This is a genomic window from Proteus terrae subsp. cibarius, assembly GCF_011045835.1.
In the GTDB taxonomy this organism is placed as follows: Bacteria; Pseudomonadota; Gammaproteobacteria; order Enterobacterales; family Enterobacteriaceae; genus Proteus; species Proteus cibarius.
In genome coordinates this window covers 3,464,432-3,489,900 of the sequence record NZ_CP047349.1, presented here as the reverse complement: position 1 = coordinate 3,489,900, position 25,469 = coordinate 3,464,432, and the positions used below count along the sequence as shown (strand labels likewise).

Here is a 25,469-nt window from a genome sequence, read left to right as displayed (position 1 = left end):
ATAAACCATGATCCTCGCAAAGGTAATCGGACACGTAGTAGCGACACAAAAAAGCCCAGAACTTAAAGGGAGCAATTTATTAATGATAGCGACCTTAGATGATGAGCTTAAGCCACTGAAGAACAAAACGTATGTTGCAGTGGATAGTGTAGGTGCAGGTATCAACGATGTTGTGTTGGCTGAAGAATACTTCGCACTGAACAAAGAACGTTACAAAGCGATGTCAGTGGTTGCCATTGTTGAGAAGGTTTATCGGGACAGTAAGGAGTAATAACGACATGAGTGAGTTTCTGATAAAACCCAAAATTCAGTTTGGCACCAATGCGCTGGATTTTCTTTCTGGGTTAACTGCCCGCCGCGCATTTGTGGTGACAGATAAAGCAATGGTGAAGTTTGGCTTTGCAAATAAAGTCACTGACAAGTTAATGCAACGGGGTATCGAGTTCCAAGTTTACGATGATGTAGCTTCAGATCCGGATATTTCAGCCATCGTAAGTGGTATGAAGATGATGGATGCGCATTATCCAGATTTGGTTATCGCACTCGGTGGTGGATCAGTGATTGATGCCGCGAAAGCCGTTATGTACTCCCTCTGGCATACCCGTAAAGAGAGCAACAGAACAAAACCACAATTTATTGCTATCCCAACCACGAGTGGTACGGGCTCTGAAGTGACCTCTTTTTCAGTGATCAAATCACGCAGTGAAAAATTGGTCTTGGTTGATGAGTTTATGTTGCCTGATGTCGCCATTCTCGATCCTGAGTTGGTGAAATCTGTACCTCCTGCAATTACGGCAGATACAGGTATGGATGTCCTTTGTCATGCACTAGAAGCTTATGTTTCTAAAGCGGCATCTGATTTTTCTGATGCGATGGCAGAAAAAGCCGTCAAGTTAGTATTTGGTCATCTTATTGATTGCCACCATCAAGGTGACAACTTATCTGCTCGCGAAAAAATGCATAACGCATCTTGTATTGCAGGCATGGCATTTACTAACGCCTCGTTGGGTATTACTCACAGTCTTGCCCACGCATTAGGCGGTGTATTCCACGTTCCTCACGGTCGTGCAAATGCGTTATTGATGACACATGTTGTTGCCTTTAACGCCAATCTTCATGGTGATTGTAATAGTGAAGCTGCAAAACGTTACGCCTATCTTGCTCAAAGCTTAGGGCTTCCGGCTAACACAGTAAAAGAAGGGGTAACCAGTTTAATCGTCGCCATTAATGTATTGAAAGATGAAATGGGTATGCCGAAGAGTATTCGCGATACCGGTGTCAGTGAAACGGACTTTTATGCCCGTTTAACGGAAATGGTCGGACAGGCTTTACGAGATAGCTGTACGCCGACAAATCCACGTGACGTGAACACACACCAATTAGAAACATTGTATCGTCAGGCATTTGCCGGTGTATTACACAGTTAATGCTCAACCGAATTAATACCGATTAGGTCAAGTAAAGAACATCAGGAGAGCCTCACATGGCCAAATATTCTTTGACGCCACGCGTAAAAATGCTGGCAGAACGTTTAGTTTCACGTAATAGCTCAATCAGTACAGAGCGTGCAACCATTTTTGATTCATTAGACAACAGCATTGCAGGTGTTCCACAAGCGATTAAACCTGCACAACGTTTTTATGAGTTTATCCGCCATTTTCCAAGCTATATCGCACAAGATGAACTGATTATCGGCAGCCAGTCATCTACACCACGCGGTGCGATTTTTCATACTGAAGAAGAAGTGCGTAGTGACTCTATCTACCGTTTCTTAAGTATTAACAATAGCGTTGCATCACCTGATTATATGCTGGTGGTAAACCAAGGTTTCTTAGCCATCAAAGCACAGCTTGAAGACAGAATTAGAAGCATTGGTAGTGCCGTAAATCGTAGCAGTATGGATGAAGCTAATTATTGTAAATCAGCTATTTATGCATGTGATGCAGCACTGTATTTTGCACAAATTCTATCTGCAAAAGCAGAGAATTTAGCCGCAATGGAAGGTAACTCATATCGTAAAGCAGAATTATTAGATAGCGCAGCGGTATTACGTAAAGTTCCTGCAAAACCAGCAGAAACCTTTAAAGAAGCGGTTCAAGTATTCTATTTATTGCAATTAGTTTTACATCTGGAAAATGGTAGCTATGCCATTAATCCAATGGGATTTGATAAAGCACTTTATCCATTCTATCAACGTGATATCGACCAAGGTCGTTTAACACAAGCACAAGCGTATGAAATTGTTGAAAGTGTATGGCTGAAATTAGCTGAGCTTTCAGAAGTGCGTGCGACCAAAGAAGTTGATGGTTATCCAATGTTTGATGCCATGACGCAAGGTGTTGATATCAACGATCCACGTGTCAGCATTAACGAATTATCAGAAATGTTGCTATCAGCTCGCGCTAACTTGTCAACTTTGCACAGTTCACTGCAAGTGCGTTTATACAATGGTCGTATGAATTCACAGCCTCAATATGCTGCACCTTCTGCAAACGTTGTTGCACCAACGGCAGACGTGAGCGAATTCAAAGTGATGGAAGGTTTAACACCTCGCTTACAGCGTTTACGTAATCGCTATTTAGAAGCACGCCCAAGTGTTTCTATCTATAGAGCTTTAGCATTTACTGAAATTACACGCGAGAATCCAGGTTTACCACCAATCTTACTACGTGCTAAAGCGTTCCGTCGTGCATGTGAAACAGCACCTATCTTAATTCAAGATGAAGAGCTGATTGTTGGACATCCTTGTGGAAAACCGCGTGCGGGTGCTTTCTCTCCTGATATCGCATGGCGTTGGGTTCGTGATGAACTTGATACCATGAGCACGCGTCCACAAGATCCATTCCAAATTTCAGAAGAAGACAAAAAAGTTATTCGTGAAGAGATTGTTCCATTCTGGGAAGGGCGTTCTCTGGATGAGATCTGTGAAGCACAATATCGCGAAGCAGGTGTGTGGGAGTTTAGTGGTGAAACCTTTGTCAGTGACCTTTCTTATCACCAAATAAACGGTGGTGGTGATACTTGCCCAGGTTATGACGTACTACTTTTCACCAAAGGTATGAACGGTATTAAAGCCGATGCGCAAGCAAAACTGGCTGAATTAAGCATGGAAAATCCTGCTGATATCGACCGTATCTACTTCTACAAAGCGTCTATTGAAAGCTGTGAAGGTGTGATTGCTTACGCCCATCGCATTGCAGAACATGCACGTGAATTAGCATCAAAAGAGAGCAATCCACAACGTCGTGAAGAGTTACTGACGATTGCTCAAGTTAACGAAAACGTACCTGCTAATCCACCAAAAACACTGCAAGAAGCACTGCAAAGTATCTGGACGGTTGAGTCACTGTTTGAAGTAGAAGAAAACCAAACCGGTCTTTCTTTAGGTCGTTTAGACCAATACTGCTTCCCAATGTATGAAAACGATATCAAATCAGGTCGTTTAACGCGTGAACAAGCACTGGAAATGATGCAAGCCTTTATCATCAAATGTGCTGAGTTAATGTGGATGTCGAGTGAGCTAGGAGCGAAATATTTTGCAGGTTATCAGCCATTTATTAACTTAACCATTGGTGGACAAAAACGCTCTGGTGGCGATGCGTGTAACGACTTAACTTACTTGATTATGGATGCAGTGCGCTTTGTGAAAGTGTATCAACCCTCACTAGCATGTCGTATTCATAACCAATCTCCACAACAATATATGGAAAAAATTGTTGATGTAGTTAAAGCCGGTATGGGTTTCCCTGCATGTCACTTCGATGACTCTCATATCAAGATGATGCTACGTAAAGGCTTCGACTTTGAAGATGCGCGTGACTACTGCTTGATGGGTTGTGTTGAACCACAAAAATCAGGTCGTATTTATCAATGGACATCAACAGGTTACACCCAATGGCCTATCGCGATTGAGTTTGTCTTAAATCGTGGTCGTATGGTGCTGTTTGATAGCTATCAAGGTTTAGACACCGGTGATTTACGTGACCTGCGTACTTATGAAGATTTCGACCGCGCTGTAAAAGAGCAAGTAGCACATATCGTTCGTTTATCTGCAATTGGTACTGTGATAAGTCAACGTGTTCACCGCGATGTAGCACCAAAACCATTAATGTCTCTGTTAGTAGAAGGCTGTATGGAACAAGGTAAAGACGTCACTGCGGGTGGCGCAATGATAAACCATGGTCCGGGTCTTATTTTCTCAGGTTTAGCGACTTATGTGGACTCAATGGCCGCTATTCGCAAACTTGTTTATGAAGATAAAAAATACACCTTAGAGCAAATTCGTGATGCGTTATTAGCTAATTTTGAAGGCCAAGAAGAGTTGCTACGCGACTGCTTAAATGCACCGAAATTTGGTAACGATGATGATGTTGTTGACCAATATGCGCTAGATATTACGGAATGGACTGAGCGTGAATGTCGTAAATACAAAATGCTCTATTCCACTTTGAGCCACGGTACGCTGTCTATCTCTAACAATACGCCAATTGGTGAGTTAACAGCAGCCACACCAAATGGCCGCTTAGCATGGAAACCATTATCAGATGGTATTAGCCCAACGCAAGGTGCTGATAAACATGGTCCAACTGCGATTATCAAATCAATCAGTAAGATGAATGTTGAAACTATGAACATCGGTATGGTTCATAACTTCAAATTCCTGAAAGGGTTGTTAGATACCAATGAAGGACGCCAAGGTTTAATTACCTTATTAAGAACGGCTTCAATACTGGGTAACGGCCAGATGCAATTTAGCTATGTTGATAATGAAGTGCTGAAAAAAGCACAACTTGAGCCTGAAAAATACCGCGATTTAATTGTTCGTGTTGCAGGTTACAGTGCTTACTTCGTTGAATTATGTAAAGAAGTTCAGGATGAAATTATCAGTCGTACTGTGATTGAGAAATTCTAATCATAGCCATAGGGATGGCACAGACTATCCCTTTTAATCGACAAGACAAGATTTAAATTTATCGAACAAGGATGTTTGATGCAGATTTGGAGGCGTAAAGATGGAGACGGCGGCAGAAATAAGAGGGCGGATATTTAATATCCAGAAATACTCTATTTATGACGGTGATGGTATTCGTACTCTCGTTTTCTTAAAAGGTTGTAATATCCGCTGCCCTTGGTGTTCAAATCCAGAAGGTCTCAGCAGTGAATTTCAGGTGATGTACTCTCACGACAAATGTGTGGATTGTGGTAAATGCGTTGATGTTTGCCCTGCAGGTGTGCATTACATGACAACCAATGAAAGTGGTAAACAAGTTCATCGTGTTGATCGCGCTGTTGATTGTATTGGTTGTCGTAAATGTGAAGAAGTCTGTATCTCTGATGCTCTTGATATTATAGGGAAAGATGTTTCAGTCTCTGAGCTAATGAAAATCATTATGCAAGATTATGATTTTTATATCTCTTCAGGAGGTGGTGTCACAATCGGTGGCGGTGAAATGAGTTTACAAACTGATTTTGCGGTTGCGCTTTTACGAGAATGTAAAAAGATGATGATCAATACCGCTGTGGAAACACAAGCGACCACTAACGTGGCGAATTATGAAAAATTAGCGGAAGTCGTTGATCAATTTCTGATTGATATCAAACATATTGATACTGCTCAGCATAAAGCGTTATTTGGCATTGGTAATGAGAATGTCCGTCGTAACCTAGAGCGTTTAATGGATCTCGGTGCCAATGTAGTTATTCGTATGCCTTTAGTGCGAGGTTATAACGATTCTTATGACGCGATCACCGGCGCGATTAATTACGCGAAGGAGCTCTCAAAACGCGGCAATATTCAGCGTATCGATATTCTTCCCTATCACCAGTTTGGACGTAATAAATACGAAAAATTGGAAATGATCTATCCGATAAAAAACGATCCAAGTTATACGCCAGAAGAGTTAGACAGTTTAGAAGCCTTCTTTAAGAAATTTGATTTCGATATCCGTCTTGTCCGTCACTAAGTAGGAGAGAAAGATGAACAGTTTAGGTGTGATAGAAACACGAGGATTAACCGCAGCCATTCAAGCCGCTGATGCGGCTTGTAAAGCAGCAAACGTGGAAATTATTGGATACCGAAAAGTAGGATCTGGCTTGGTATCGGTCTGTTTTCAAGGTGAGATCAGTGCAGTAAGAACTGCGGTTGATCATGGTGTTGATGTCGTGAGCCAAAAAGAGTTGGTGATTGGTTCATTGGTTATCGCAAGACCAGAGGCTAGTGTTATTACTAAATTACTGACGATAAAAGGTAAGAAAAAAGCACCTATTGTTGCTGAAAAAGTGCAAGAGACGGCCATTGAAGCAAGAGTTGAAGCTCCTGTTAAAAACGAAATTGAGCACATTGAAGCCACAAAAGAAATTGCGGATTTGCAGGCTCAAAATATTGCTTCTGAAACTAAAGCAGTAACAGATAAAGCACAAAGCAGTAAAAAAGAGCTCAAACCAGAAAGCCGTAAAGGTAAAAAATAATGATTAATCAACAACTCATGGGGAAAATTCTCTCTCGTTTACCCACACATGGTGTGATGTTGGGAGAGACGCAAGGAATGGCTATCCCTGTTGGTATTTCTAATCGTCATGTACATCTTTCACAGAAAGATGTTGAAGCGTTATTTGGTAAAGGTTATCAACTCACTCCGTTTAAAGATCTTAAACAACCGGGTCAATTTGCAGCAAAAGAGTGTGTGATTATTGTGGGTTCTAAAGGTTCGATCAGCAAAGTTCGTGTTTTAGGGCCTGTTCGTCCACAAAGCCAATTAGAAATTTCAAAAGCTGACTGTTTTGCATTAGGCATCAAAGCGCCAGTACGTGAATCGGGTGATTTAGTGGGTTCTGGCAATGCTGTTTTAATGGGGCCGGCGGGTCATGTTGAATTAAAAGAGCAAGTGATTTGCGCTCAACGCCATATTCATATGAGTGAAATTGACGCCAGAATGTTAAATGTCACCAATGGACAAAAAGTACACGTTAAAACAGAAGGTGAGCGCAGTTTAATTTTTGATGAAGTTGTTGTTCGTGTTAGTGAAAAATTCGCTTTGGAATTTCATATAGATACTGATGAAGCTAATGCAGCAGGGCTTCGTAACAACGATAGCGTATTTATTGTCAGCTAAGACAATGAGGTGGCGTAATGGACAATCAATTAATCGAAAGGATTGTTGCTGAAATAGAAAAAAGAATGAAAAAGCCGGTGCTGTTAGCGCTTACTCCTGCACCGGGATACCAGGATGAAATTTGCCAACGTATCAATACTTTTTCTCATATTCGATTTTCTTTATTTGTCACAACACCGGCACAAGCGTGCCATGATTTGTCGAAATGGCGTCATCTAGGTGATATGCATAAAGCGGACGAGTTTGATATTAATACTTTATCTTCTTATCACGCTTTATTCGTTCCCTATTTCGATAAAAAGCTGGTGGGTGAAATTATTAACGGATTATTTATAAGTGAAGAAGGAAAGCTAATTCATTCTGCACTTGCTCAAAATATTCCTGTTATTGCATTACCTTATTTTTGCCAACCAGAAAGTGAATTAAATGAGATTTTAGGTTTAAATAAAAATAAAGAGTACAACCTGCTTATTCAGGAATATATTAGTCGATTAAAATCAATGGGTATTATGTTTCACCCTATAAATGATGTTGAAGCTAATTTAATAAACTATGATGTTAAGCATCAAGCTAAACCTGAATATAAACCTGAAATTAAACAAGAGAATAATAATCGCTATATTACTTTGAAAGAGGTAATGAATAAGCCTGGAGAATACTGTTTATCGCAAGATAAATTGACAGATTCTGCTATTGAATATTTAAAAAGTTTAAAAAATTAACCTTAAATTATATCTGATAACTCAGGAGTCTTATTATGTCACCAAAAGCTAAATCATGGCTTTGGATGCTGGCGGTTATTATTTCAGAAACCTCAGCAACCTCTACTTTAAAAATGTTTGATAATAGTGAAGGAACAACCAAGACATTATTATTAGGCTTAATTGTTGTTTTATATGTTATTTGTTATTACTCATTATCACGGGCAGTTAAAAATATTCCTGTTGGTCTGGCTTATGCAACGTGGTCAGGTACAGGTATTTTAGTGGTTTCTTCTTTAGGTATGTTGTTTTATGGTCAACATCCTGATACTGCTGCAATTATCGGTATGGCTGTTATTGCCAGTGGTATTGTCATTATGAACCTCTTCTCCAAAATGGGATCAGAAGAAGAGGAAGAAGAGACAACTGAAACTCCGAATATTAAACAGGCAGTATCGCCAGTTAATAAATAAATCTATTTCTTGATAAATCTATTTTTAATAAAACTATTCTTTGATAAATAAGTATTTATTAAAATAAATAAGGATAACAATTATGTTTACCGGATTCTTATGGCTGGCGCTGTCTATTGGTTCTGAAATCACTGGTACTTCAATGATTAAAAAGACCAACGGCTTTAGTAAATTAGCCCCTTCTGTTTTAGTTATTGCTGCTTACTGTATTTGTTATTTTGCTTTAACACGTGCAATGGGATATATCCCTGTTGGTGTCGCTTATTCACTTTGGTGTGGGTTTGGTATTGTGGGTGTAACGTTAGTTGCGATGATTTTATATAAACAAAAACCAGATTTACCAGCTATATTCTCGATGGCATTGATTATCTCTGGCGGGATAATTATGAATACATTCTCTACCATGTAGTTGTATATTAATTATTTTTAATGGAAACACTGAGTTTTAGGTAAAATAGATTCAGTGTTTCTATTTTTTTTGAAATATAAAAATCACGATATGATATTTTTATACAATGATTTCAGTTAACGATTTTATTTCAAAATAGATCTGGGTTTATCTTGATAACTTTAAAGATAAAATCCCCATTGCATTCACAATGGGGATTGGTTTACGACATTACTGTTTATTATTTATCTAAATTTAAAGATGAAATACACGACCTTCACCAGTAGGTAATTCAATCGTTAAGCTAAGTTTACCGCCTAAAGCTTCAACATAGCGTTTTAATGTTGCCAGTTTTAGATCGTTACCTCTTTGTTCGATTTGGGTAATCGCAGGTTGAGAAATCCCTAGGTGAGTAGCAAGTTCTCTTTGTGAAATATTTAACTCTTCTCTTAAGATTTGTAGTCCTGTTTCTAGTATCAATTCATCAGCCATTTTTTTTATACGCTCTTGGCTTTCAGGAGAACGTTCAGCGATAGCTTGTTGAAGTGTTTTCATTGTCTTCTCTTATTGATAAAAGATATGAGGTAAATTCTCGATCCGCTATATGGATCATCGTTTGGTAAAATTTCTTATTGTTAGTTTTATTTCCTGCGCACAGTACAACGGCTTTTCTAGTTGGGTCAAACGCAAAAAATATTCGTATAGGCTTCCCTATGTGTTGTATCCGGAGCTCTTTCATATTGGGATATTTTGAACCTCTAATGTTATCAGCATGGGGTCTTGGTAACCTAGGTCCATAAACCTCTAGATTCTGTAAGGCTGCTAAAATTCGTTCTTGTAACTCGCTACTTTGTTCTGATAACCAAGAATCGAAATTATTTGTAAATAATACATTCCACACAGTTCACCTCATATAAGTTATAGCTTATTTTTAGGGTAATAAGCTACAGCTTATATTTCAATACTCGTCAGAGTAGCAAGGTAGTGTTTATTTTTCAAAGTATTCCTATTAATAAATAAAATCCCCATTGCATTCACAATGGGGATTAGTTTACGACATTACTGTTTATTATTTTTTAGTTTTACGGCTCACTAACTTGCTGTAACTGTTTTTGACGCTCAGTTTGAGCGCTGATTTGATGGTTTCTAGCTAAGAAACTGTACATTGTTGGTAACACAAATAGGGTAAACAGTGTGCCGACTAACATGCCCGACACAATAATCAGCCCTAATCCATAGCGACTATTAGCACCTGCGCCACTGGCAAATAACAATGGAATAAGTCCAATAACCATTGCTGCCGTGGTCATTAAGACAGGACGCAAACGGATTTTTGCAGCTTCAATAATGGCATCACGACGGTTTAGATTTTTATGAACTTGCAATTCATTAGCAAATTCCACCATTAAAATACCGTGCTTACTAATAAGTCCTATTAGTGTGACTAAACCAATTTGAGTGTAGATATTTAGCGTCACCATCCCTAAAGCGAGAGGGACTAATGCGCCACAAATTGATAGCGGTACAGTAATTAAGATAATCAAAGGATCAACCAAACTTTCATACTGTGCAGCTAACACTAAATAAATAATGATAAGTGCTGCAATAAAGGCAAAGACTAATGTATTTCCTTCTTGGGTAAATTGGCGAGAGTCAGATTGCCAATCATGACTAAAGCCCGCTGGTAATGAATCTGCTACAGTTTCAAGAAACGCGACCGCTTGTCCCATCGTGACGCCGGGGGCGGGGATCGCTTGGAAAATAGCTGCGTTTTGTTGATTAAACTGTGTCAGTTTATTAGGTTCAACTTGAGTTGTAATATTTACTACGGTTGATAATGGAATTAACACATTATCTTGAGTACGAATATAGTGTCCGGCAAGAGCCGCAGGTGTTAAGCGTTGATGGCGTACACTTTGTGGAATAACATCATAAGAGCGACCATCCATACCAAAACGATTAATATAATGTTCACCCACTAATAGTGAGAGTGATTCACCAATATCTTGCATACGAATGCCTAAACTATTGGCTTTAGCTCTGTCTATGGCAACTTGAACAACAGGATTGTTGTAATCTAAATCGCTATCTACCACGACAAATAAACCGCTTTCTCTCGCTTGTTGTTTTATTTGTTCCATTGTTTCAAATAAAACGGGATAACCTAACGGGCTACGTAAAACCATTTGTACAGGTAATCCACCTACCGAGCCGGGTAAAGAGGCTAATTGGAAAGCAAAAATACTAGTACCTTCCACATTGTTGACGCGATTTTGCAAATCAGCTTGGATTTGATCTGCATTGCGATCTCGGAGATCCCAACCATCAAAGTTTATACCACCAAAGCTAGCTGAAGGCCCGTCTGTACCGTTAATTATCCACGTGCTGTCTGTTTCAGGCAGACTCATATAAATTTCATCAAGCTTTTGATTAAAGCGTTCAGCATAAGCAAGATTTGCATGTTGCGGTGCTTTTACGGCGGTTAAGACACTCGCTTGATCTTCTGAAGGAGCCAGCTCTTGTTTTGTCTGACTATATAAAAACGGTAAGCTGACAAACACAGCTAAGGCAAAAACAATAGTTAACCAGCGATTAGCTAAAGAAAAATTGAGTACGTAACCATAATAATGAGCCAGTTTATCAAAGACATATTCGGCTATTTTAGCCATTCTGCCTTCATTTTCTTTTGGTTTTAGCATTAACGAACTCATCACTGGCGACAAGGTTAATGCCACAATACCGGATACAATCACACTACCTGCCAATGTTATGGCAAATTCTTTAAATAATGCCCCCGTTAATCCCGCCATTAAACCAATAGGAGCATAAACGGCCGCTAACGTGATCGTCATTGCAATAACTGGGCCGGCAACTTCTCTCGCACCGACTAAAGCGGCTTGAACAGGCGATAACCCTTCTTCAATATGGCGATGGACGTTTTCAACAACCACTATCGCATCATCCACAACTAATCCGATTGCTAAAACCATTGCCAGTAGAGTGAGCAAATTAATACTAAAACCAAAGGCAAGCATTAAACCGGCAGCACCTAACATCGATAATGGAATGGCAAGTACAGGAATAAGAACAGAACGAAACGATCCCAAGCAGAGGTAAATAACCGCAATAACAATTAAAATCGCTTCAATTAAGGTTTGTATTACTTGGTTAATAGAGGCTTTGATAAAACGTGAAGTTTCAAATGCCAGTTCTACATCGACACTAGGGGGTAAGGTCTTTTGAATATCAACAAGATGTTCACGAATACCATCAACAATGACTAATGGATTACCCGTTGGTGTCGGAAACAGACCTAAGAATACGGCTTTTTTACCATTCATAATACCGCTGGTTTCAGTAGCCACAGCACCTAATTCGACAGTACCGACATCACGTAAACGAACAAGATTATTGCCATCATTAATGATAACCATGTCTTTAAATTCTTCGACATTAGTGAGATCAGTATTGACATAAACGTTGGCAATCACAAACTCGCCTTCGACTTTCCCGGGGGCGGCCTGATAGTTATTACGGCGTACAGCATTTGCAACATCGCTTGCCGTTAAGTTACGACCAGCCAGTTTGTCTGCATCTAACCACAAACGCATCGCTAATTGTTGTCCACCAAAAACCTGTACTTTGGCAACACCATTGATGGATGAGAACATTGGTTCAACAACACGAGAAAGGTAGTCAGTGAGTTCAGGGATAGAAAGCTGTTCACTTGAAAAACCCACATAAGCTACCGCAGTAGATTCACCAGATGAAAGCTCGATAACGGGATCATAAGCTTGCTCAGGTAACTTATAACGTACTTGATTTACCTTCGCCATTACCTGCGTTAGGGCTTGAGTTGGATCGCGGTTTAATTCCATTCTGACGGTGACTAAGCTTTTCCCTTGAACAGAAGATGAAGAAATATAGTCAACGCCCTCAACAGAAGAAACGGCTTGAGTGATCGGTTGTGTCACAAATCCTTGCATCAGTTCAGATGATGCTCCGGGGTAGTCTGTTGCAATCGTAATAGTTGAATTTTGCAACATAGGATACTGGCGTATTGGCAGTTTACTGAACGCAAATGCGCCCAGTAAAAAAATCAGTGTGCTAACAACTAATGCCAAAACAGGGCGCCGAACAAAAATATCGGTAAACTTCATTATTAACTCCCGTTATGGTTTAGTTGTCGCTGATTGAGCTAACGTTAATGTATCTTGCTCAATAGGTTCAATTGAGATCCCATCACTTAACTTAATTTGCCCTGATGCAACAATTTGATCCCCAAGGGCTAAACCTTCTTTTATTTCGATCATGCCGTTGTAGCGCAATCCAACTTTCACAGAGACACGCTTAGCGATAAGGTTTTTTTGATTGTCAGATTGCGCTACAAACACGGTATCTCCATAGGCAGTATAAGTGACTGCCGTTTCCGGTACGGTTAATACCATAGGACTATCAGGAGAAGTAACTTGAACGCGAGCAAACATGCCCGCTTTTAATTTATTGTCAGCATTTGGTAAAACAGCCTGTATTTGCACTGTACGAGAAGAGCCAATAAGAGGATCAATCGCATTTATAGAGCCTGTAAATACCATTTCTGGATAAGCATCGACCTCGATATTGATAGGCTGTTTTGTGGAAATTTTGGGTGCTGTTTGTTCATCAAGTGAGAAATTGAGTTTTAAATGGCTCGCATCGACAAGTGAAGCAACACGTTCACCCGCATTTAGATATTGTCCTTCATGAACCAGCTTTATCCCAACGATACCGTCAAAAGGGGCTTTAATTGCTTTTTGTGCAATTCGCGCTTTCACTTCTAGAATAGAAGCCACAATCATGTCGCGCTCTGATAAGGTGCTATCTAATTGCGCGGCAGCTGCGACATTTTTACTATAAAGTTGTCTTGTTCGAGAATAGAGTTTTTCTGCATTGGTTAATTGCGCTTGTAAGCGTAATAACTCGGCTTGTTCAGGTTCATCATTTAATTTAGCTAAAACTTGGCCAGCTTTAACGGTTTGCCCTGACTCAAAATTAATCACAGCAATTCGACCATTAGTTTCTGCTGCTAAATAGACTTGGCGTGCGGCTTCTAATTCCCCAACACCTTGCATATTGTTGGGTAATTTTGATGATTGTACAGTTGCTAATGCGACTTTTGTCGGTGGATAAGCAAATTGCTGTGTTTCATCATCTGATGATGTGGTTGCGTAAACCATTGCACCTGCACTGAGTAAAAAGAGTGAGGCACATACTGTAATAGTCAGTTTTTTATTCATTTTATTGCCGATCCCATAGTGAAAGTTTTTATATTTCTTATCGTTTTATGCATTAGTTTTTATCCATAACGCTCTGAAATGACTTGCTATTGCCGTAGTGATTAATCCACCAATAACAGCGAGATGTTCTATTGCGAAATACATAGATAACATGGCCTTATCTCCTGTCATATTCCAAAAAGTATGAACAATCACGATAGTTAAAAATAAAAAGAGAGCTAAAGCGCCTGCACCTAGCCATAAATAGCGATCGAAAAGCACTAAAAGTGAGCCACAAAATAAAATGATCGCGGTGGCAATATTAAAAAACCAATCCGGATTTAATCCTGCTGCACGCATTTCAGCCAAACTATTTTGGTAATCAAACACCTTGGCAAAGCCAGAGGAGAGAAACAAAACAAGAATAAGTAATCTGGCGATAAGCCACATAGAGCGACTTTCGAGAATACGTGCAATTGAATTAGGCATTCATCTGACCTCAGCATTCTTAAAAAATAAAAGTCAGTATCCCTCTGACTTGACTTAATTTGAGGAGAGGACTATAAAACCTCAAGTTAAGTTGAGGTCAAGAGGAAAAAGTGAAAAATGAAAAAAGAAAAAATAGATTTCAATAGAGCACTTACCGTCGGAGAGGTAGCAAAACGAAGTGGCGTTGCAATTTCAACGTTACATTTTTATGAAGAAAAAGGGTTGATAGAAAGTTATCGAAGTGCAGGTAATCAGCGTCGTTACCCACCGGTTGTGTTGCGTTACGTGGCGATTATAAAAGCTGCGCAAAGTACAGGTATTCCGTTAAAAGAAATTCAGGAAATACTAGGAAAATATCCACCAAATAGTAAATTAACGGCAGAACAATGGCACGAAATATCAACGGATTGGAAAGTGCGATTAGATGAACGTATTCGCCGTCTTAAGCGGTTACGTAATGGACTTGATCACTGTATTGGTTGTGGATGTTTATCGTTAAGTGACTGCCCATTACGTAATCCTGATGATATTTTAGGTGAGAAGGGTGCGGGAGCTCAGATCCTATAGTTTCTGTTAAAACGAAAACGAAGCGCTATCAGGTTTAAAAAATTCCTCATAGTCTTCTTGGTTATCGTTCATGCCTAATAAATCGAGAGTAAATTGATGATAAAAACCTTGATAAGAAAGGATTGAAACTAATGCCTGATTAATAGCCTCTTTATTATCGCTATTTTCCAATTCACTTGCTTGGCGCGCATAGATTAATAGTGCAACTTGACGCTTCTCTTTTAAGGTTTGGTTATTTTCATTTTTGACATCAAATTGGTTTAATAATGCTAATACATCTTTGGCACTATTAATGTTGTCCCCTTTTAAAGATTGATAAAAAGAAGAATTTAATATGGGTATTAAAGGGTCGGATCCTTTATTGCCGAGCTGTTTGGGTTCGAGCAAAGAAAGTTGTGATCCATATAACGTTTGTGGTTTTAAAGCATCAATCTTCATTTTCATTATGCTCACTAGAGATGTTACTTTGAGAGGAAATATTATCGAATACATCGAATGTATTAATATATTTCAGTAGAATTTCTTTAATTTCTTTAGTAAAAACAGGTTGATAAGATTCAGTATAAGGACGATGGAATTGTGCTTTTAGATCATCAATGAATATTGCAGGATCAAAAAAAGTAATTTGATCACCGGCATGAACAGCAATTGTTTTACTTTCATGAGTGTAAAGTTCGATATCAAGCTGATTGAGCTTATTCTCAAGATAACGGCGTAATGTTGTAGGAATATCGAGAGTGATTTTTTTATCTGAAGGTATTGTTGAAATCAAACGGTGTGTGAGTTCAGTTTGAATTTCGGGTGAATCAAAAAATTGGGCAATAGTTGTTATTAATTGTTTTCTTTGCTGACATTCATAATGTGTTAGTTTTTCTTGATATTGAACGACAAAACTTAAAATATCCCCTAATAACGCCTGTAATCCTTTACTATAGGCTTGGCTTATTATCTCCTTATTATGTTTTTCTAGTTTGTTATTAAAATCTCGAATTATTTTTTTTGCAGCGTGTTTGGCTGCTGATTTTATTTTATAAATATCATCAAGCTGTCGAACATAGCGAGATCGTATTAATACGCCCTCACAAGTGTATGTTAAAAGATTCTTAGACAGGGAGCGCAGCATAATCTAATACCAAAAGAAAAAGTGAGCGAGATAAAAAAAGTGATTGAGGTAGTTCAATTGATGACGATTGTGGTGCAAAAAGTAATGCAAAGCGTTGAGAAAGTGCCATCGAAATGCGATCAATAAAATTGAATAGCAATTGATATCCGATATTCATTGGGACGATATTTTTCTGTAGAGTCGTTATTTTTTTATCGATATTTAAAACAGGGTAAAGTGATAAAAATGCTTTTAATTGTGGCTCTAGCTGATAGTAATTACCCGATAATAAAATAGTCTCTCTAGAATAAAAATAACCTAAAAATAGAGCGCAACGCGGAAGTAATGCCCAATGGGTGAAAATTTTTTCTACAATGATATCGATATCACAATCAAGCTGATTAATAAGTTGATATTGCTGAATTAATTGGCGATTAGCTAATTTCTGCCAGATTACACTTTCTTCTTTTGAAGCCAATACATTGTAATCTGTATGAAGATAACTAAGAGGTTCATACATCACATTAGATATCATTTCGAATTGCTCAGAAGTCAGATTTGTCATTATTTTCTTCTTTCAGTGTTTTTTTGCGTCGAAATATTATCAATGAAACTGTAATGATAGCGACGATCACAACCAATACTAAGCTTAGAAATAACCAAGAATTAAAGAATGAATCAGAATGATTTTGATAAGGTTGATTATTTGTCATATTGAATTTATTGATATTTCTTGGATATAACAAAACAGTAATATTATCCTCATTCATATCGCTAAAGGCATTATGAATAAAAGCACGGACATCGTCAGTTAGCTGGTTATTATCAAGCATACCCTCTTCATAAAAAACCAATGCTGAGGCATGAGGAGGTGGAATAATACGTTCAGTAGGAGAGATTGGATAACTCACATGAACTCTCGCATCAATAATATGATCAATAGTGAGTAATGATTGTTCTAATCGTTGCTCAATAGCTGAAATTAAACGTGCTTTTTCGGCTTGTGGTGATGATACTAATGCATCTGACGGAAATAACTGCGTTACTTCAATTCGAGATAATGTGGGCAATTGATATTCTTCTAGAATTTGAATCGCAATGCCCATATCTTCTTGCTTAACAGAAATATCAAATAATCCTTTTCCTAATGCTTTACGCGTACTGGTTATTTGGTGTTTTTGCAAAACAGCTTGAATTTCTGTTGCCTGTCTTTGATCCAAATTAGTGAGTAATGATTGATCCTTGCATCCACTTAATAATGGGAACAGGCAACATAATAATGCCAATAACAGATATCGCATTTTCATTACTATTGAGCCTTGAGCAATGTTTCAACAATATTCAGTGATTTTCTGGCTAAAGTACTCGCTAAATTCATTGTAATTGTATAGTCATTAAGTGTGGTTTGTAGCTTGGTATAACTTTGAGTATCACTTAGTTGACTTAATGTTGTTAGTTTTTCTTGGATCTGTTTTTCATATTGAAAGCTATTTGTAACCGTATTTATCATCATCGAAGATAAGTTATTATCACTATTATTGTTATCATTTAGTGGCATTGTTAAATGCGCAGTAACTACAGGGGTAATTGCCATATATTATCTCCATTATAAAAAAATTAACGCATATTCCCGATAATGCTCATTGCTAAATCTTTCACAACTTTAATCGATGTTGATTGTGCATTACGCGTAATATTATATTCAGCGAGCTTGGCTTGATAATCAGCCAATGCTGCGGCATTTGATGTATCTGCTTTTAATGCATCTAGTGCGGTTTTTAATGCATCACTTTGGTTTTTAACTGGCTCTTGAAAATAGTCATCAATTTTTTCAATGGAGCTTACATCGTCGGCAACTGGATAGGCTGGCATAATATTATTCCTCTAATTTTAATTCTAAGTTATTGCTTATAAATACCACTATTAGCCTTGGGGAAAATAGCGATGTTGATTGTCAAGAAAGATATACCCACGTTCTTCTTGTAAGGTTGCTTTGTTTTTTAGTATTGGATTACTTATATTTTCACGGTAAAAGATGAATTTTCTTCCAAAAATAGTCGTTTGTTTTTTGATATAAGTATCAAGTTTTTCTTTATTTTCCTTACCTAATAAGTCATCAAAAATAAAAGTTAAACCGTTATTTTTTTCTTCAATGGTATAACCAATTGTTTTTGTTAACTCTAGTTCATTTATATCGTTAATAATGCTTGAAATAGAAATTTCTTTAATGATGGGATAACAATCTTTCGAAAAATAACTACTTATTGCATCAATAATCTTTAGTTTTTCCTTATCATTATGATAAATAAAATTAATAATTGGTTTGTGTTTATCTTTAAAAATTGAATGTGTTTTTTTATAACTATTTTCAATAATTAAATTTTCTATTTTTCTTTTATCTATATAAAAAACGTTATTTTCTAAACTGTTTTTTTCTGTTGAAGGAGAGTATGAATCATCAAAAATACAATAATATCTATTTTTTCCTTGAAAACCTTTAAAATTTAAACTTTTTGATATAATTGATGTGGTTGATTTTTCTTTTGGGTTATTTATATAAAATAAAAATGTAATAAGAACTAATATAAATAACATTAATAATGTGAATATTTTTTTACGAGTAATTAACGGCATCTTATTTTTTTTAAAATGAGATGAGTTAAGTGAGAAATCACTTTTTTTACTGACTAGAAATATAGGAATATCATTGAAGTACACGGGTTTTTCTAATGATAATGAGTATTCCTTATCGACTTCTTTTGATAGAAAGCTACTTTCTATTTTATATTTATTATTTTCACTATTATTTTCATCAAGTATAATAGCGAGCTTTTTTTCACATTCCTTATTGTCACAAGGAATATAAAGCACCCTATTTTCATTTTCTTCTTTATTATCATAAGGCTCTTTATTTTGTAAAAAAAAAGAATAGTGATTAGGCGGTAAAGGAACTGTCGCTCCTTTTAATGGACCAGAAAGAATATAAATGTAATAAAACATAGATTTAGCCTAATGATAAAATGTTATCAATTCATGATTTAAATATAGTTTAGTGAAGTGGTTACTCAATTTCTTTTAAAAAAAAGCACATGTTTTTTATTTGATAGTAGGTGTTGATATATTACTAATGCTTTTTTTAAATAATAAACAGAAAAAATTTGGTATTCATCTTTATAGTTAATAATAGGTGATATTATTGTAGCTTTATATAAAGCAAAAACATAAGAATGAGTTGATTGATAGCTTACTTTCTTTAAGTTTTATTATTTAACAAGATAAAACAAGGTATTCTTTATGTTAATAAATGATATAAAAATAAGTGGCGATAAAAATATTTTATTGGGAAATTCATTGTTCTTTTGCATTCCTAAGGATAATGATTCTCTAGTAAGAATATATGATGAAAAAACGACTAAAATTATAAAAGGAAAGGCTTTTATTTATAATTCCAAAAATGAAAATGTTATCTTTAAATCTGAAAATCAATCATGGAAAATTGAAAAACGATCATTTTTTATTTGTGCAAGATTATTAGCATTTATTGATTATGCTCGTAATTTTTCAAAGATGACGGCAATAGGATCTGAATTTGATATTAATCAGCAGATTTTTTATATAGAAGATACAAATAAATCTCTAGAATATGTATTAATAAATGAAGCAATAAAAGCGGAAAGCCAATTAGAGCCGTTATTTGTCACGATAAGACATAGTGAAAGTTATTGGCTTATTTTACATCTCATCAGTTATCTAGATGAGAAGAAAAGTAATATTGCACAAATTGGAGAGCGGTATGGAGTATCTGGTACACATTTTAGACGACTATGTAAACGTTATTTAGGTAATTGTGGAAAAAGTCAATTGCGCTCATGGCGTGCAGCATCTTCTATTTTAACGACGTTATCAACTGATGAGTCATTAACACAAATTGCTGTCGATAATGGGTTTAGTTCTGCGTCTCATTTTTCGAATGAAATTAAGACGCTATTTGGCATTACACCAACAGAATTTCGTCGAATTGGTCAACATCTTTATGAAAACAAAAAATAAAATTTATAGTGTCATTGGGCTAATACTTTGTTGTAGTTTTTCTTTTCAAATTCAAGCTACGCAAGGAAAGGTTATCTATACACATCAGGTAAAAAAACCTGATGTGTTTATCGCTGTTGATACACGGGTAGAGCAGTTTTTTCTTGTGCTATCAGATAAATTAAATAAACCTTTTATTTTGAGTAGTGCTGTAAAAAAGGAGAGAGTAACTGGAAACTTTGATATTTCTTCACCTGAAGAAGCATTTGAATTGATGGTGAAACGTCTGTCATTACTCTATTTTAATGATGGGAAATCAGTCTATGTTTATGAAAGTAGTGAGATCTTACAAGAACTCTTTCAGGTAAAAAATATAAGCCTAGTCGAACTAAAAGGGTATTTACAGGATGTTGGATTATATGATCCACGTTATCCACTACGTGCAGGTCGAGATCAACGCACTTTTTATATTTCTGGCCCGCCTGTTTATATTAAATTAGTCAAAGCTGCTGCTGAGTTTTTAGATAATGATGTGCAAGAGCAAATTAATGAAAATACAAATAACCAAGTACCAGTGGGAAGTTCTCGTTATGGTGATGAATTTGTACAGATATTTCCATTAAAAAATACTTTTGTACAAGATAGAACTTATAGTCTGCGTGATGAAAAAGTAGTACTACCTGGTATTACTACTGTTTTACAGCAACTCTTTATGTCCACTAAAGAAATCAAAACAACAAATGTGGAGCCTAGAGAAACTCTAGAAAATAGCAATATCCCAAAAGACGATGGAGAGGTAAATGGTATTGAAGAAACTAATACGCCTATTATCACTCAAGTCGGGCAATATAATGTCGAATTAGTCCCTTTACCCGGTTCAAATAGTCTTTTAGTGAAAACAAGCCGAGAAGGTTTAGCATTAATAGGCTCACTTATTGCTCAATTAGATAAACCTAAACGACAAGTTGAATTGTCATTATGGATCATCGATATCTCTAAAAATAAGGCAGATAGTCTAGGTGTTAATTGGCAAGCAAATTATAGTGCTGATAAAGGCAGTTTCTTTTTTAATACAGCAAGTTTAAGTGCCGCATCTGGTTTTAACTTTTTAGGTAAAATAAAAGCATTAAGTGAAGATGGCGAAGCTCAAATGGTATCTCGCCCAATATTATTAACACAAGAAAATACTCCCGCGATTTTTGATAATAACACAACTTTTTATACGCAAATAAAAGGTGAGCGTGTTGCTTCATTAGAATCAACAACATTTGGCACAATGATCAGTGTATTACCACGTATTGGTAACTCAAATAAAGATATTGAGATGATTATTAATCTTGAAGATGGCGCAGAGAAAAAAGATGATAACGGGAATGATGAAAGTGTTGAAAAATTACCTGTGATTAACCGTACCAATATTAGTACTGTGGCTCGTGTTTCTGAAGGAGGAAGTTTATTAATTGGTGGATATACGCGAGAAGATAACGTGAAAGCAGAAACTAAAGTTCCTTTTCTAAGTGCCATCCCTTTAATTGGCGGAGCATTTAAATATGAATCTGATAATAATAAAAAAATGATCCGAATTTTTATGTTACAGCCACGTTTATTAGAAAAAACTCAAATAGAGTCGTTAGGTGGTGTCACTAAAAGTCCCTTTCAACCGATGGATAAAACAACATCTCAGGCATTAAAACAACTTCAGGCTTTTATGAGGTAATGTCATGATTGGGCCAATTAATACCTTTACTTCAACACATTCTGCGTCTACCAGTATTGGTAAAAAAAGCCAACAAGAAACCGAATATAAACAACCTAAAGTCACTGAAAGCCAAAATTATCAAAATCAATTAATAGAGATATCTGATGATATGTCTATGGTTGCCACTCTTTTTTCGCAACGCTTTGGTCAAAGATTAGAGAAAAAAGCTAATAGAGGAAAAAATACATTATATATTGCAGAAGAGGGGGCTGATAAAAAATTAGATAAAGTGATGATGTTGTTTAGAAAATCAGGGCGAAGTTTGCAAGAATTACTTCAATATTTGCGTAAAATGTTTCCTGATGAAAGTGATCTCGTTATGGTCTTACGAGAATTATTAAGGAAAAAAAAATTAGGTGCGCAGTTAGATGCAGGAATTGAGAATGAGATAAACAATCTACTTGAAGGTGAAAATGGAAAGCAAATTCGAGCTGGAATTAATATTGCTTTGCAAGCAAAAGCATTTGCTAAATTACTTTCTCTCGATGCTTCAACATTAAGAAATCTTTATCGTAGTTATATCAATCTTGATCTTGAACCTATTTATTTTTTTCAAATGTGGATTGAAGAATATGATCTAAAGCAGTGTACTATTATTTTGAATTTTTTAACTCAAAGCTTAATTTGTGATATGCAATCATTAATGCCAAGTTGTTCGAAAAGTTCAGAGTTTGGTTATTTACTAGAGAGGGTTAATAAGTTACGTACTTTATATAGTTTTATAGAAATGAATGTTAAAACATTAGAAAAAAAAGATTTAAAAAATACAATAACTGAAAAGGATCTTTATCAATTAATTTTTTATGGTATGACATTTCCTGATGAAATGGAAAAATACTTAATTTCTCTCTTGGAAAATGAGTGGCTTAATTATTTAACGAATATAAAGATGAAGCTATTACAAGGGTTGAAAACAATGTTTAATGAATATCCTGAGTCATTGTATTTATCTTATGATTTTAGAGATGAATGCCAAATAATCATGCAAAAATTTATAGATAATTATCTTCGATTAGAACAATATCAACAAAGAAAATAAGTAAAATAATTCACAGGTAATTTCTATGATTTATAGATTTCTTTTGGCAATAAAAAACAGACCTGAGTTAATCGTATTATCGGTTATGGTTTTGGTTATTATGATGTTAATTATACCATTACCAACCTATATTGTAGACTTTCTTATTGGACTCAACATTACGATTTCTTTACTTATTTTTATGAGTTCATTTTATATTACTCGTATATTAAATTTTATGACTTTCCCTGCATTATTGTTGATTACGACTCTTTTTCGGCTTGCGCTTTCTATTAGTACAAGCCGATTAATATTATTAGATGCGGATGCGGGTGAAATAATTACTTCATTTGGTGAGTTTGTCATCGGTGAAAACTTAGTCGTTGGTTTTGTGGTTTTCTCTATTGTTACTATCGTACAATTTTTAGTTATCACTAAAGGTTCAGAGCGGGTTGCAGAAGTGGCAGCTCGCTTTTCTTTGGATGGAATGCCAGGAAAACAAATGAGCATCGATGCTGATTTAAAATCTGGCATTATTAATAATGAAGAAGTGAAAATAAGAAGAAAAGAATTAGGGCAAGAAAGCCAATTATATGGTTCATTTGATGGTGCAATGAAGTTTATTAAAGGTGATGCAATAGCTGGTATTGTGATTATCTTTGTTAATCTAATAGGAGGGATCTCGGTTGGTATGGCGCAAATGGATCTCTCAATTTCACAGGCACTGCATACTTATACGCTTTTAACCATTGGTGATGGGCTAGTTGCACAAATTCCAGCATTACTTATTTCTATTAGTGCAGGATTTATTGTTACACGTGTAGGTGGGGAAAATAATAATCTTGGTTTTAGCATTATGAACGAGTTACTTGCTCAAGATTTTGCACTATTAGTGACTGCGATCCTTGCTTTTATCATTGGTTTTTTGCCCGGATTTCCAACACCCGTATTTCTTATTTTATCTGTCATATTAGGTGGATATTTCTTTAAAAAACAATGGAAAAATAAGAAAAAAGAAACGCTAACAGATAATAAAGAAGATAAGGATGAAGATAGTGATTTAGATACAGATGGTAAAAAAGGACTAATTTCGAATCTATTTTCAAATAAAAATGATTCAGAAGATGAAAATAGTTTATCAAAAGAAAATATTACATTATCTCAAGCGGAAACATTGCCTTTAATTCTTACTGTATCGTCTAAGAAAAAAGCATACCTTTCGAGACTCGTTTTTGAAAAATGGTTAAAAAAAGAATTTATTTTACAATATGGTGTATTGCTCCCCGATATTATTATTCATTATTCTGATAAAATTGATGATAATAAAATTATTGTTTTAATAAATGAAGTTAAGGCTGATGAATTTGATTGCCCTTTCCCTCTTATTCGTATAGAAAATCCTAATGATGAAATTTTATCTTTGAATTTTAAAGTAATAGAAATACAAGATAAGGATATAAAAAATTATTGGATTAATAAAAGTGATAAAGAACAAGTTGAATTGTTAGGTTACCAATTAGAATTACCAGAGGTTTATTTTTATAGAAAATTCTCTCATTTAATTACATTTAATATTGTTGAATTTCTTGGGATACAAGAAACAAAAAATATTCTTGATAAAGTAGAAGAAAACTCGCCAGAACTTTTAAAAGAGTGTTATAGGCAAGTTTCAATTCAACGAATTAATGATGTTTTACAACGTTTATTACAAGAAAAAATTCCTATCAGAAATATAAAAACAATTATAGGGGGGTTAGTGCAGTGGGGAAGTAAAGAGAAAGATCCGGTACTTTTAACTGAACATATTCGTTCATTACTTTCACGCTATATTAGCCATTTTTTTTCAAATGATGGAAAACTTAATGTAATTATTTTATCTCATCATGTAGAAGAAATAATTCGCAATGGAATAAGGCAAAGTTCTTCAGGTACATTCTTAAACTTAGAACCTGCTGAGCTTGACATGATAATAGAAAAAATATCTGCGACTATTGATGAAATTAAATATATACAAAATTATATATTTTTAACAGCAATAGATATAAGGCGTTTTGTTAAAAAACTAATAGAAACACAGTATCCACAATTATCTGTGTTGTCTTATGATGAAATTACATCAGATATCGAAATCAACGTTCTACAATCTATTTAGGAGAAATTATGTCTTTTGATCTAGCAAGTTTGATTATGGATGCTATGAATGTCATTGGAAGAAGTGATTTATTCTCAGAAGGAAAATCTGTGGATAATCATTCAACAATAACCATCAGTTTAGGAGATATGCCGGATATCAATTTATTAGTGGTTGATGAAGTTCCAATGATCTGGTCTGTGCTCGGTGAATATAATGAAAATTTATTATCACAAACAAGTACTTCATTATTATTAAATAATATTAACAATCAAACAGAAAGTTTTTATCCTGGTCAACCCGCTTTAGTGAAAGTCGAATCTGAATTAGAACTTCGGGCTTCATTTATGCCTATTGCTTTGCAAAATGGTGAATCAATGGCAAAAGCAATAGATGAATATTTTCAGATGATGAATAATATTCATCAACAACTTATTAATTAAAA

27 protein-coding genes are annotated in these 25,469 nt (G+C 35.8%); 15 read left to right on the top strand and 12 right to left on the bottom strand.

The features are described 5' to 3' along the window. The first annotated feature begins 7 nt into the window (after positions 1-7). The 9 genes from GTH25_RS16030 (at position 8) to GTH25_RS15990 (ending at position 8,695) form a co-directional block, all read left to right on the top strand. Entirely contained in the window at positions 8-271 is a 264-nt protein-coding gene (locus tag GTH25_RS16030; protein WP_036934514.1) for a EutN/CcmL family microcompartment protein, read from the top strand. Between the two features lie 7 nt (positions 272-278). Then, the gene (locus GTH25_RS16025; protein ID WP_075673539.1) at positions 279-1,427 is read left to right on the top strand and encodes a 1-propanol dehydrogenase PduQ; all 1,149 of its coding nucleotides are present in this window, start codon (positions 279-281) and stop codon (positions 1,425-1,427) included. Positions 1,428-1,483: 56 nt separating this feature from the next. Next, complete coding sequence (cutC, locus tag GTH25_RS16020) at positions 1,484-4,912, top strand: choline trimethylamine-lyase (RefSeq protein ID WP_156734205.1); 3,429 nt, start codon at positions 1,484-1,486, stop codon at positions 4,910-4,912. Positions 4,913-5,012: 100 nt separating this feature from the next. After that, a complete protein-coding gene (gene cutD / locus GTH25_RS16015) occupies positions 5,013-5,963 on the top strand; it encodes a choline TMA-lyase-activating enzyme (protein WP_075673537.1) in 951 nt (316 codons plus the stop codon). Positions 5,964-5,976: 13 nt separating this feature from the next. Then, positions 5,977-6,468, top strand: coding sequence for a BMC domain-containing protein (locus tag GTH25_RS16010; protein ID WP_075673536.1), 492 nt, complete (start codon positions 5,977-5,979; stop codon positions 6,466-6,468). Beyond that, the gene (locus GTH25_RS16005; protein WP_075673535.1) at positions 6,468-7,112 is read left to right on the top strand and encodes a phosphate propanoyltransferase; all 645 of its coding nucleotides are present in this window, start codon (positions 6,468-6,470) and stop codon (positions 7,110-7,112) included. The genes GTH25_RS16010 and GTH25_RS16005 overlap by 1 nt, the downstream gene beginning before the upstream one ends. A gap of 17 nt (positions 7,113-7,129) precedes the next feature. After that, complete coding sequence (locus tag GTH25_RS16000; protein WP_156734203.1) at positions 7,130-7,834, top strand: hypothetical protein; 705 nt, start codon at positions 7,130-7,132, stop codon at positions 7,832-7,834. 35 nt (positions 7,835-7,869) lie between these two features. After that, positions 7,870-8,286, top strand: coding sequence for a DMT family transporter (locus GTH25_RS15995; RefSeq protein WP_075673533.1), 417 nt, complete (start codon positions 7,870-7,872; stop codon positions 8,284-8,286). A gap of 82 nt (positions 8,287-8,368) precedes the next feature. After that, positions 8,369-8,695 carry a DMT family transporter gene (locus GTH25_RS15990; protein ID WP_004245856.1) on the top strand — a complete coding sequence of 109 codons (327 nt, stop codon included), beginning with the start codon at positions 8,369-8,371 and terminating at the stop codon, positions 8,693-8,695. Positions 8,696-8,929: 234 nt separating this feature from the next. On the opposite strand, the gene GTH25_RS15985 is transcribed toward GTH25_RS15990, so the two are convergent. The 5 genes from GTH25_RS15985 to GTH25_RS15965 all read right to left on the bottom strand — a co-directional run bounded on the left by GTH25_RS15985 (position 8,930) and on the right by GTH25_RS15965 (position 14,418). After that, complete coding sequence (locus tag GTH25_RS15985; protein ID WP_075673532.1) at positions 8,930-9,229, bottom strand: helix-turn-helix domain-containing protein; 300 nt, start codon at positions 9,227-9,229, stop codon at positions 8,930-8,932. Next, entirely contained in the window at positions 9,201-9,575 is a 375-nt protein-coding gene (locus GTH25_RS15980; protein WP_075673531.1) for a type II toxin-antitoxin system RelE/ParE family toxin, read from the bottom strand. Before GTH25_RS15980 ends, GTH25_RS15985 begins: the two co-directional genes overlap by 29 nt. 181 nt (positions 9,576-9,756) lie before the next feature. Beyond that, complete coding sequence (locus GTH25_RS15975; protein WP_164530747.1) at positions 9,757-12,834, bottom strand: MexW/MexI family multidrug efflux RND transporter permease subunit; 3,078 nt, start codon at positions 12,832-12,834, stop codon at positions 9,757-9,759. A gap of 12 nt (positions 12,835-12,846) precedes the next feature. Beyond that, positions 12,847-13,950: an efflux RND transporter periplasmic adaptor subunit gene (locus GTH25_RS15970; RefSeq protein ID WP_164530746.1), complete on the bottom strand. Its 1,104-nt coding sequence runs from the start codon at positions 13,948-13,950 to the stop codon at positions 12,847-12,849. 45 nt (positions 13,951-13,995) lie between these two features. Next, positions 13,996-14,418 (bottom strand): DoxX family protein, encoded by a 423-nt coding sequence (locus GTH25_RS15965; RefSeq protein WP_075673528.1) that lies wholly within the window; start codon positions 14,416-14,418, stop codon positions 13,996-13,998. Between the two features lie 117 nt (positions 14,419-14,535). Between GTH25_RS15965 and soxR the strand changes: the two genes are divergently transcribed. Continuing rightward, positions 14,536-14,985, top strand: coding sequence for a redox-sensitive transcriptional activator SoxR (gene soxR, locus GTH25_RS15960; protein ID WP_075673527.1), 450 nt, complete (start codon positions 14,536-14,538; stop codon positions 14,983-14,985). A 6-nt stretch (positions 14,986-14,991) separates the two neighbouring features. Here the strand turns inward: soxR and GTH25_RS15955 are convergent, their stop codons facing one another. Genes GTH25_RS15955 through GTH25_RS15925 form a run of 7 tightly spaced genes read right to left on the bottom strand, consistent with a single transcriptional unit; the run spans position 14,992 to position 19,087 of the window. Then, the gene (locus tag GTH25_RS15955) at positions 14,992-15,429 is read right to left on the bottom strand and encodes a hypothetical protein (protein ID WP_231040266.1); all 438 of its coding nucleotides are present in this window, start codon (positions 15,427-15,429) and stop codon (positions 14,992-14,994) included. Further along, the gene (locus GTH25_RS15950) at positions 15,413-16,108 is read right to left on the bottom strand and encodes a type III secretion protein (protein ID WP_075673526.1); all 696 of its coding nucleotides are present in this window, start codon (positions 16,106-16,108) and stop codon (positions 15,413-15,415) included. The genes GTH25_RS15955 and GTH25_RS15950 overlap by 17 nt, the downstream gene beginning before the upstream one ends. Beyond that, positions 16,089-16,652, bottom strand: coding sequence for a type III secretion protein (locus GTH25_RS15945; protein ID WP_075673525.1), 564 nt, complete (start codon positions 16,650-16,652; stop codon positions 16,089-16,091). Before GTH25_RS15945 ends, GTH25_RS15950 begins: the two co-directional genes overlap by 20 nt. After that, positions 16,633-17,394, bottom strand: a complete 762-nt coding sequence (gene sctJ, locus GTH25_RS15940; RefSeq protein WP_075673524.1) for a type III secretion system inner membrane ring lipoprotein SctJ — start codon at positions 17,392-17,394, stop codon at positions 16,633-16,635. The genes GTH25_RS15945 and sctJ overlap by 20 nt, the downstream gene beginning before the upstream one ends. Positions 17,395-17,396: 2 nt before the next feature. Next, a complete protein-coding gene (gene sctI / locus GTH25_RS15935; RefSeq protein WP_164530745.1) occupies positions 17,397-17,681 on the bottom strand; it encodes a type III secretion system inner rod subunit SctI in 285 nt (94 codons plus the stop codon). Between the two features lie 23 nt (positions 17,682-17,704). Continuing rightward, on the bottom strand, positions 17,705-17,959 hold the full coding sequence (sctF, locus tag GTH25_RS15930) for a type III secretion system needle filament subunit SctF (RefSeq protein WP_075673522.1): 255 nt from the start codon (positions 17,957-17,959) through the stop codon (positions 17,705-17,707). Between the two features lie 51 nt (positions 17,960-18,010). Beyond that, entirely contained in the window at positions 18,011-19,087 is a 1,077-nt protein-coding gene (locus tag GTH25_RS15925) for a PrgH/EprH family type III secretion apparatus protein (RefSeq protein WP_164530744.1), read from the bottom strand. 294 nt (positions 19,088-19,381) lie between these two features. Between GTH25_RS15925 and GTH25_RS15920 the strand changes: the two genes are divergently transcribed. The 5 genes from GTH25_RS15920 to GTH25_RS15900 are packed head-to-tail and all read left to right on the top strand — an operon-like array spanning position 19,382 to position 25,467. After that, on the top strand, positions 19,382-20,137 hold the full coding sequence (locus tag GTH25_RS15920; protein WP_075673520.1) for a helix-turn-helix domain-containing protein: 756 nt from the start codon (positions 19,382-19,384) through the stop codon (positions 20,135-20,137). Then, complete coding sequence (sctC, locus tag GTH25_RS15915; RefSeq protein WP_099660488.1) at positions 20,121-21,833, top strand: type III secretion system outer membrane ring subunit SctC; 1,713 nt, start codon at positions 20,121-20,123, stop codon at positions 21,831-21,833. The genes GTH25_RS15920 and sctC overlap by 17 nt, the downstream gene beginning before the upstream one ends. A 4-nt stretch (positions 21,834-21,837) precedes the next feature. Next, the gene (sctW, locus tag GTH25_RS15910) at positions 21,838-22,914 is read left to right on the top strand and encodes a type III secretion system gatekeeper subunit SctW (RefSeq protein WP_075673518.1); all 1,077 of its coding nucleotides are present in this window, start codon (positions 21,838-21,840) and stop codon (positions 22,912-22,914) included. A 25-nt stretch (positions 22,915-22,939) separates the two neighbouring features. Next, positions 22,940-25,045: an EscV/YscV/HrcV family type III secretion system export apparatus protein gene (locus GTH25_RS15905; RefSeq protein ID WP_159363604.1), complete on the top strand. Its 2,106-nt coding sequence runs from the start codon at positions 22,940-22,942 to the stop codon at positions 25,043-25,045. Positions 25,046-25,053: 8 nt separating this feature from the next. Beyond that, entirely contained in the window at positions 25,054-25,467 is a 414-nt protein-coding gene (locus GTH25_RS15900) for an InvB/SpaK family type III secretion system chaperone (RefSeq protein ID WP_075673516.1), read from the top strand. The last annotated feature ends 2 nt before the right edge of the window (positions 25,468-25,469 follow it).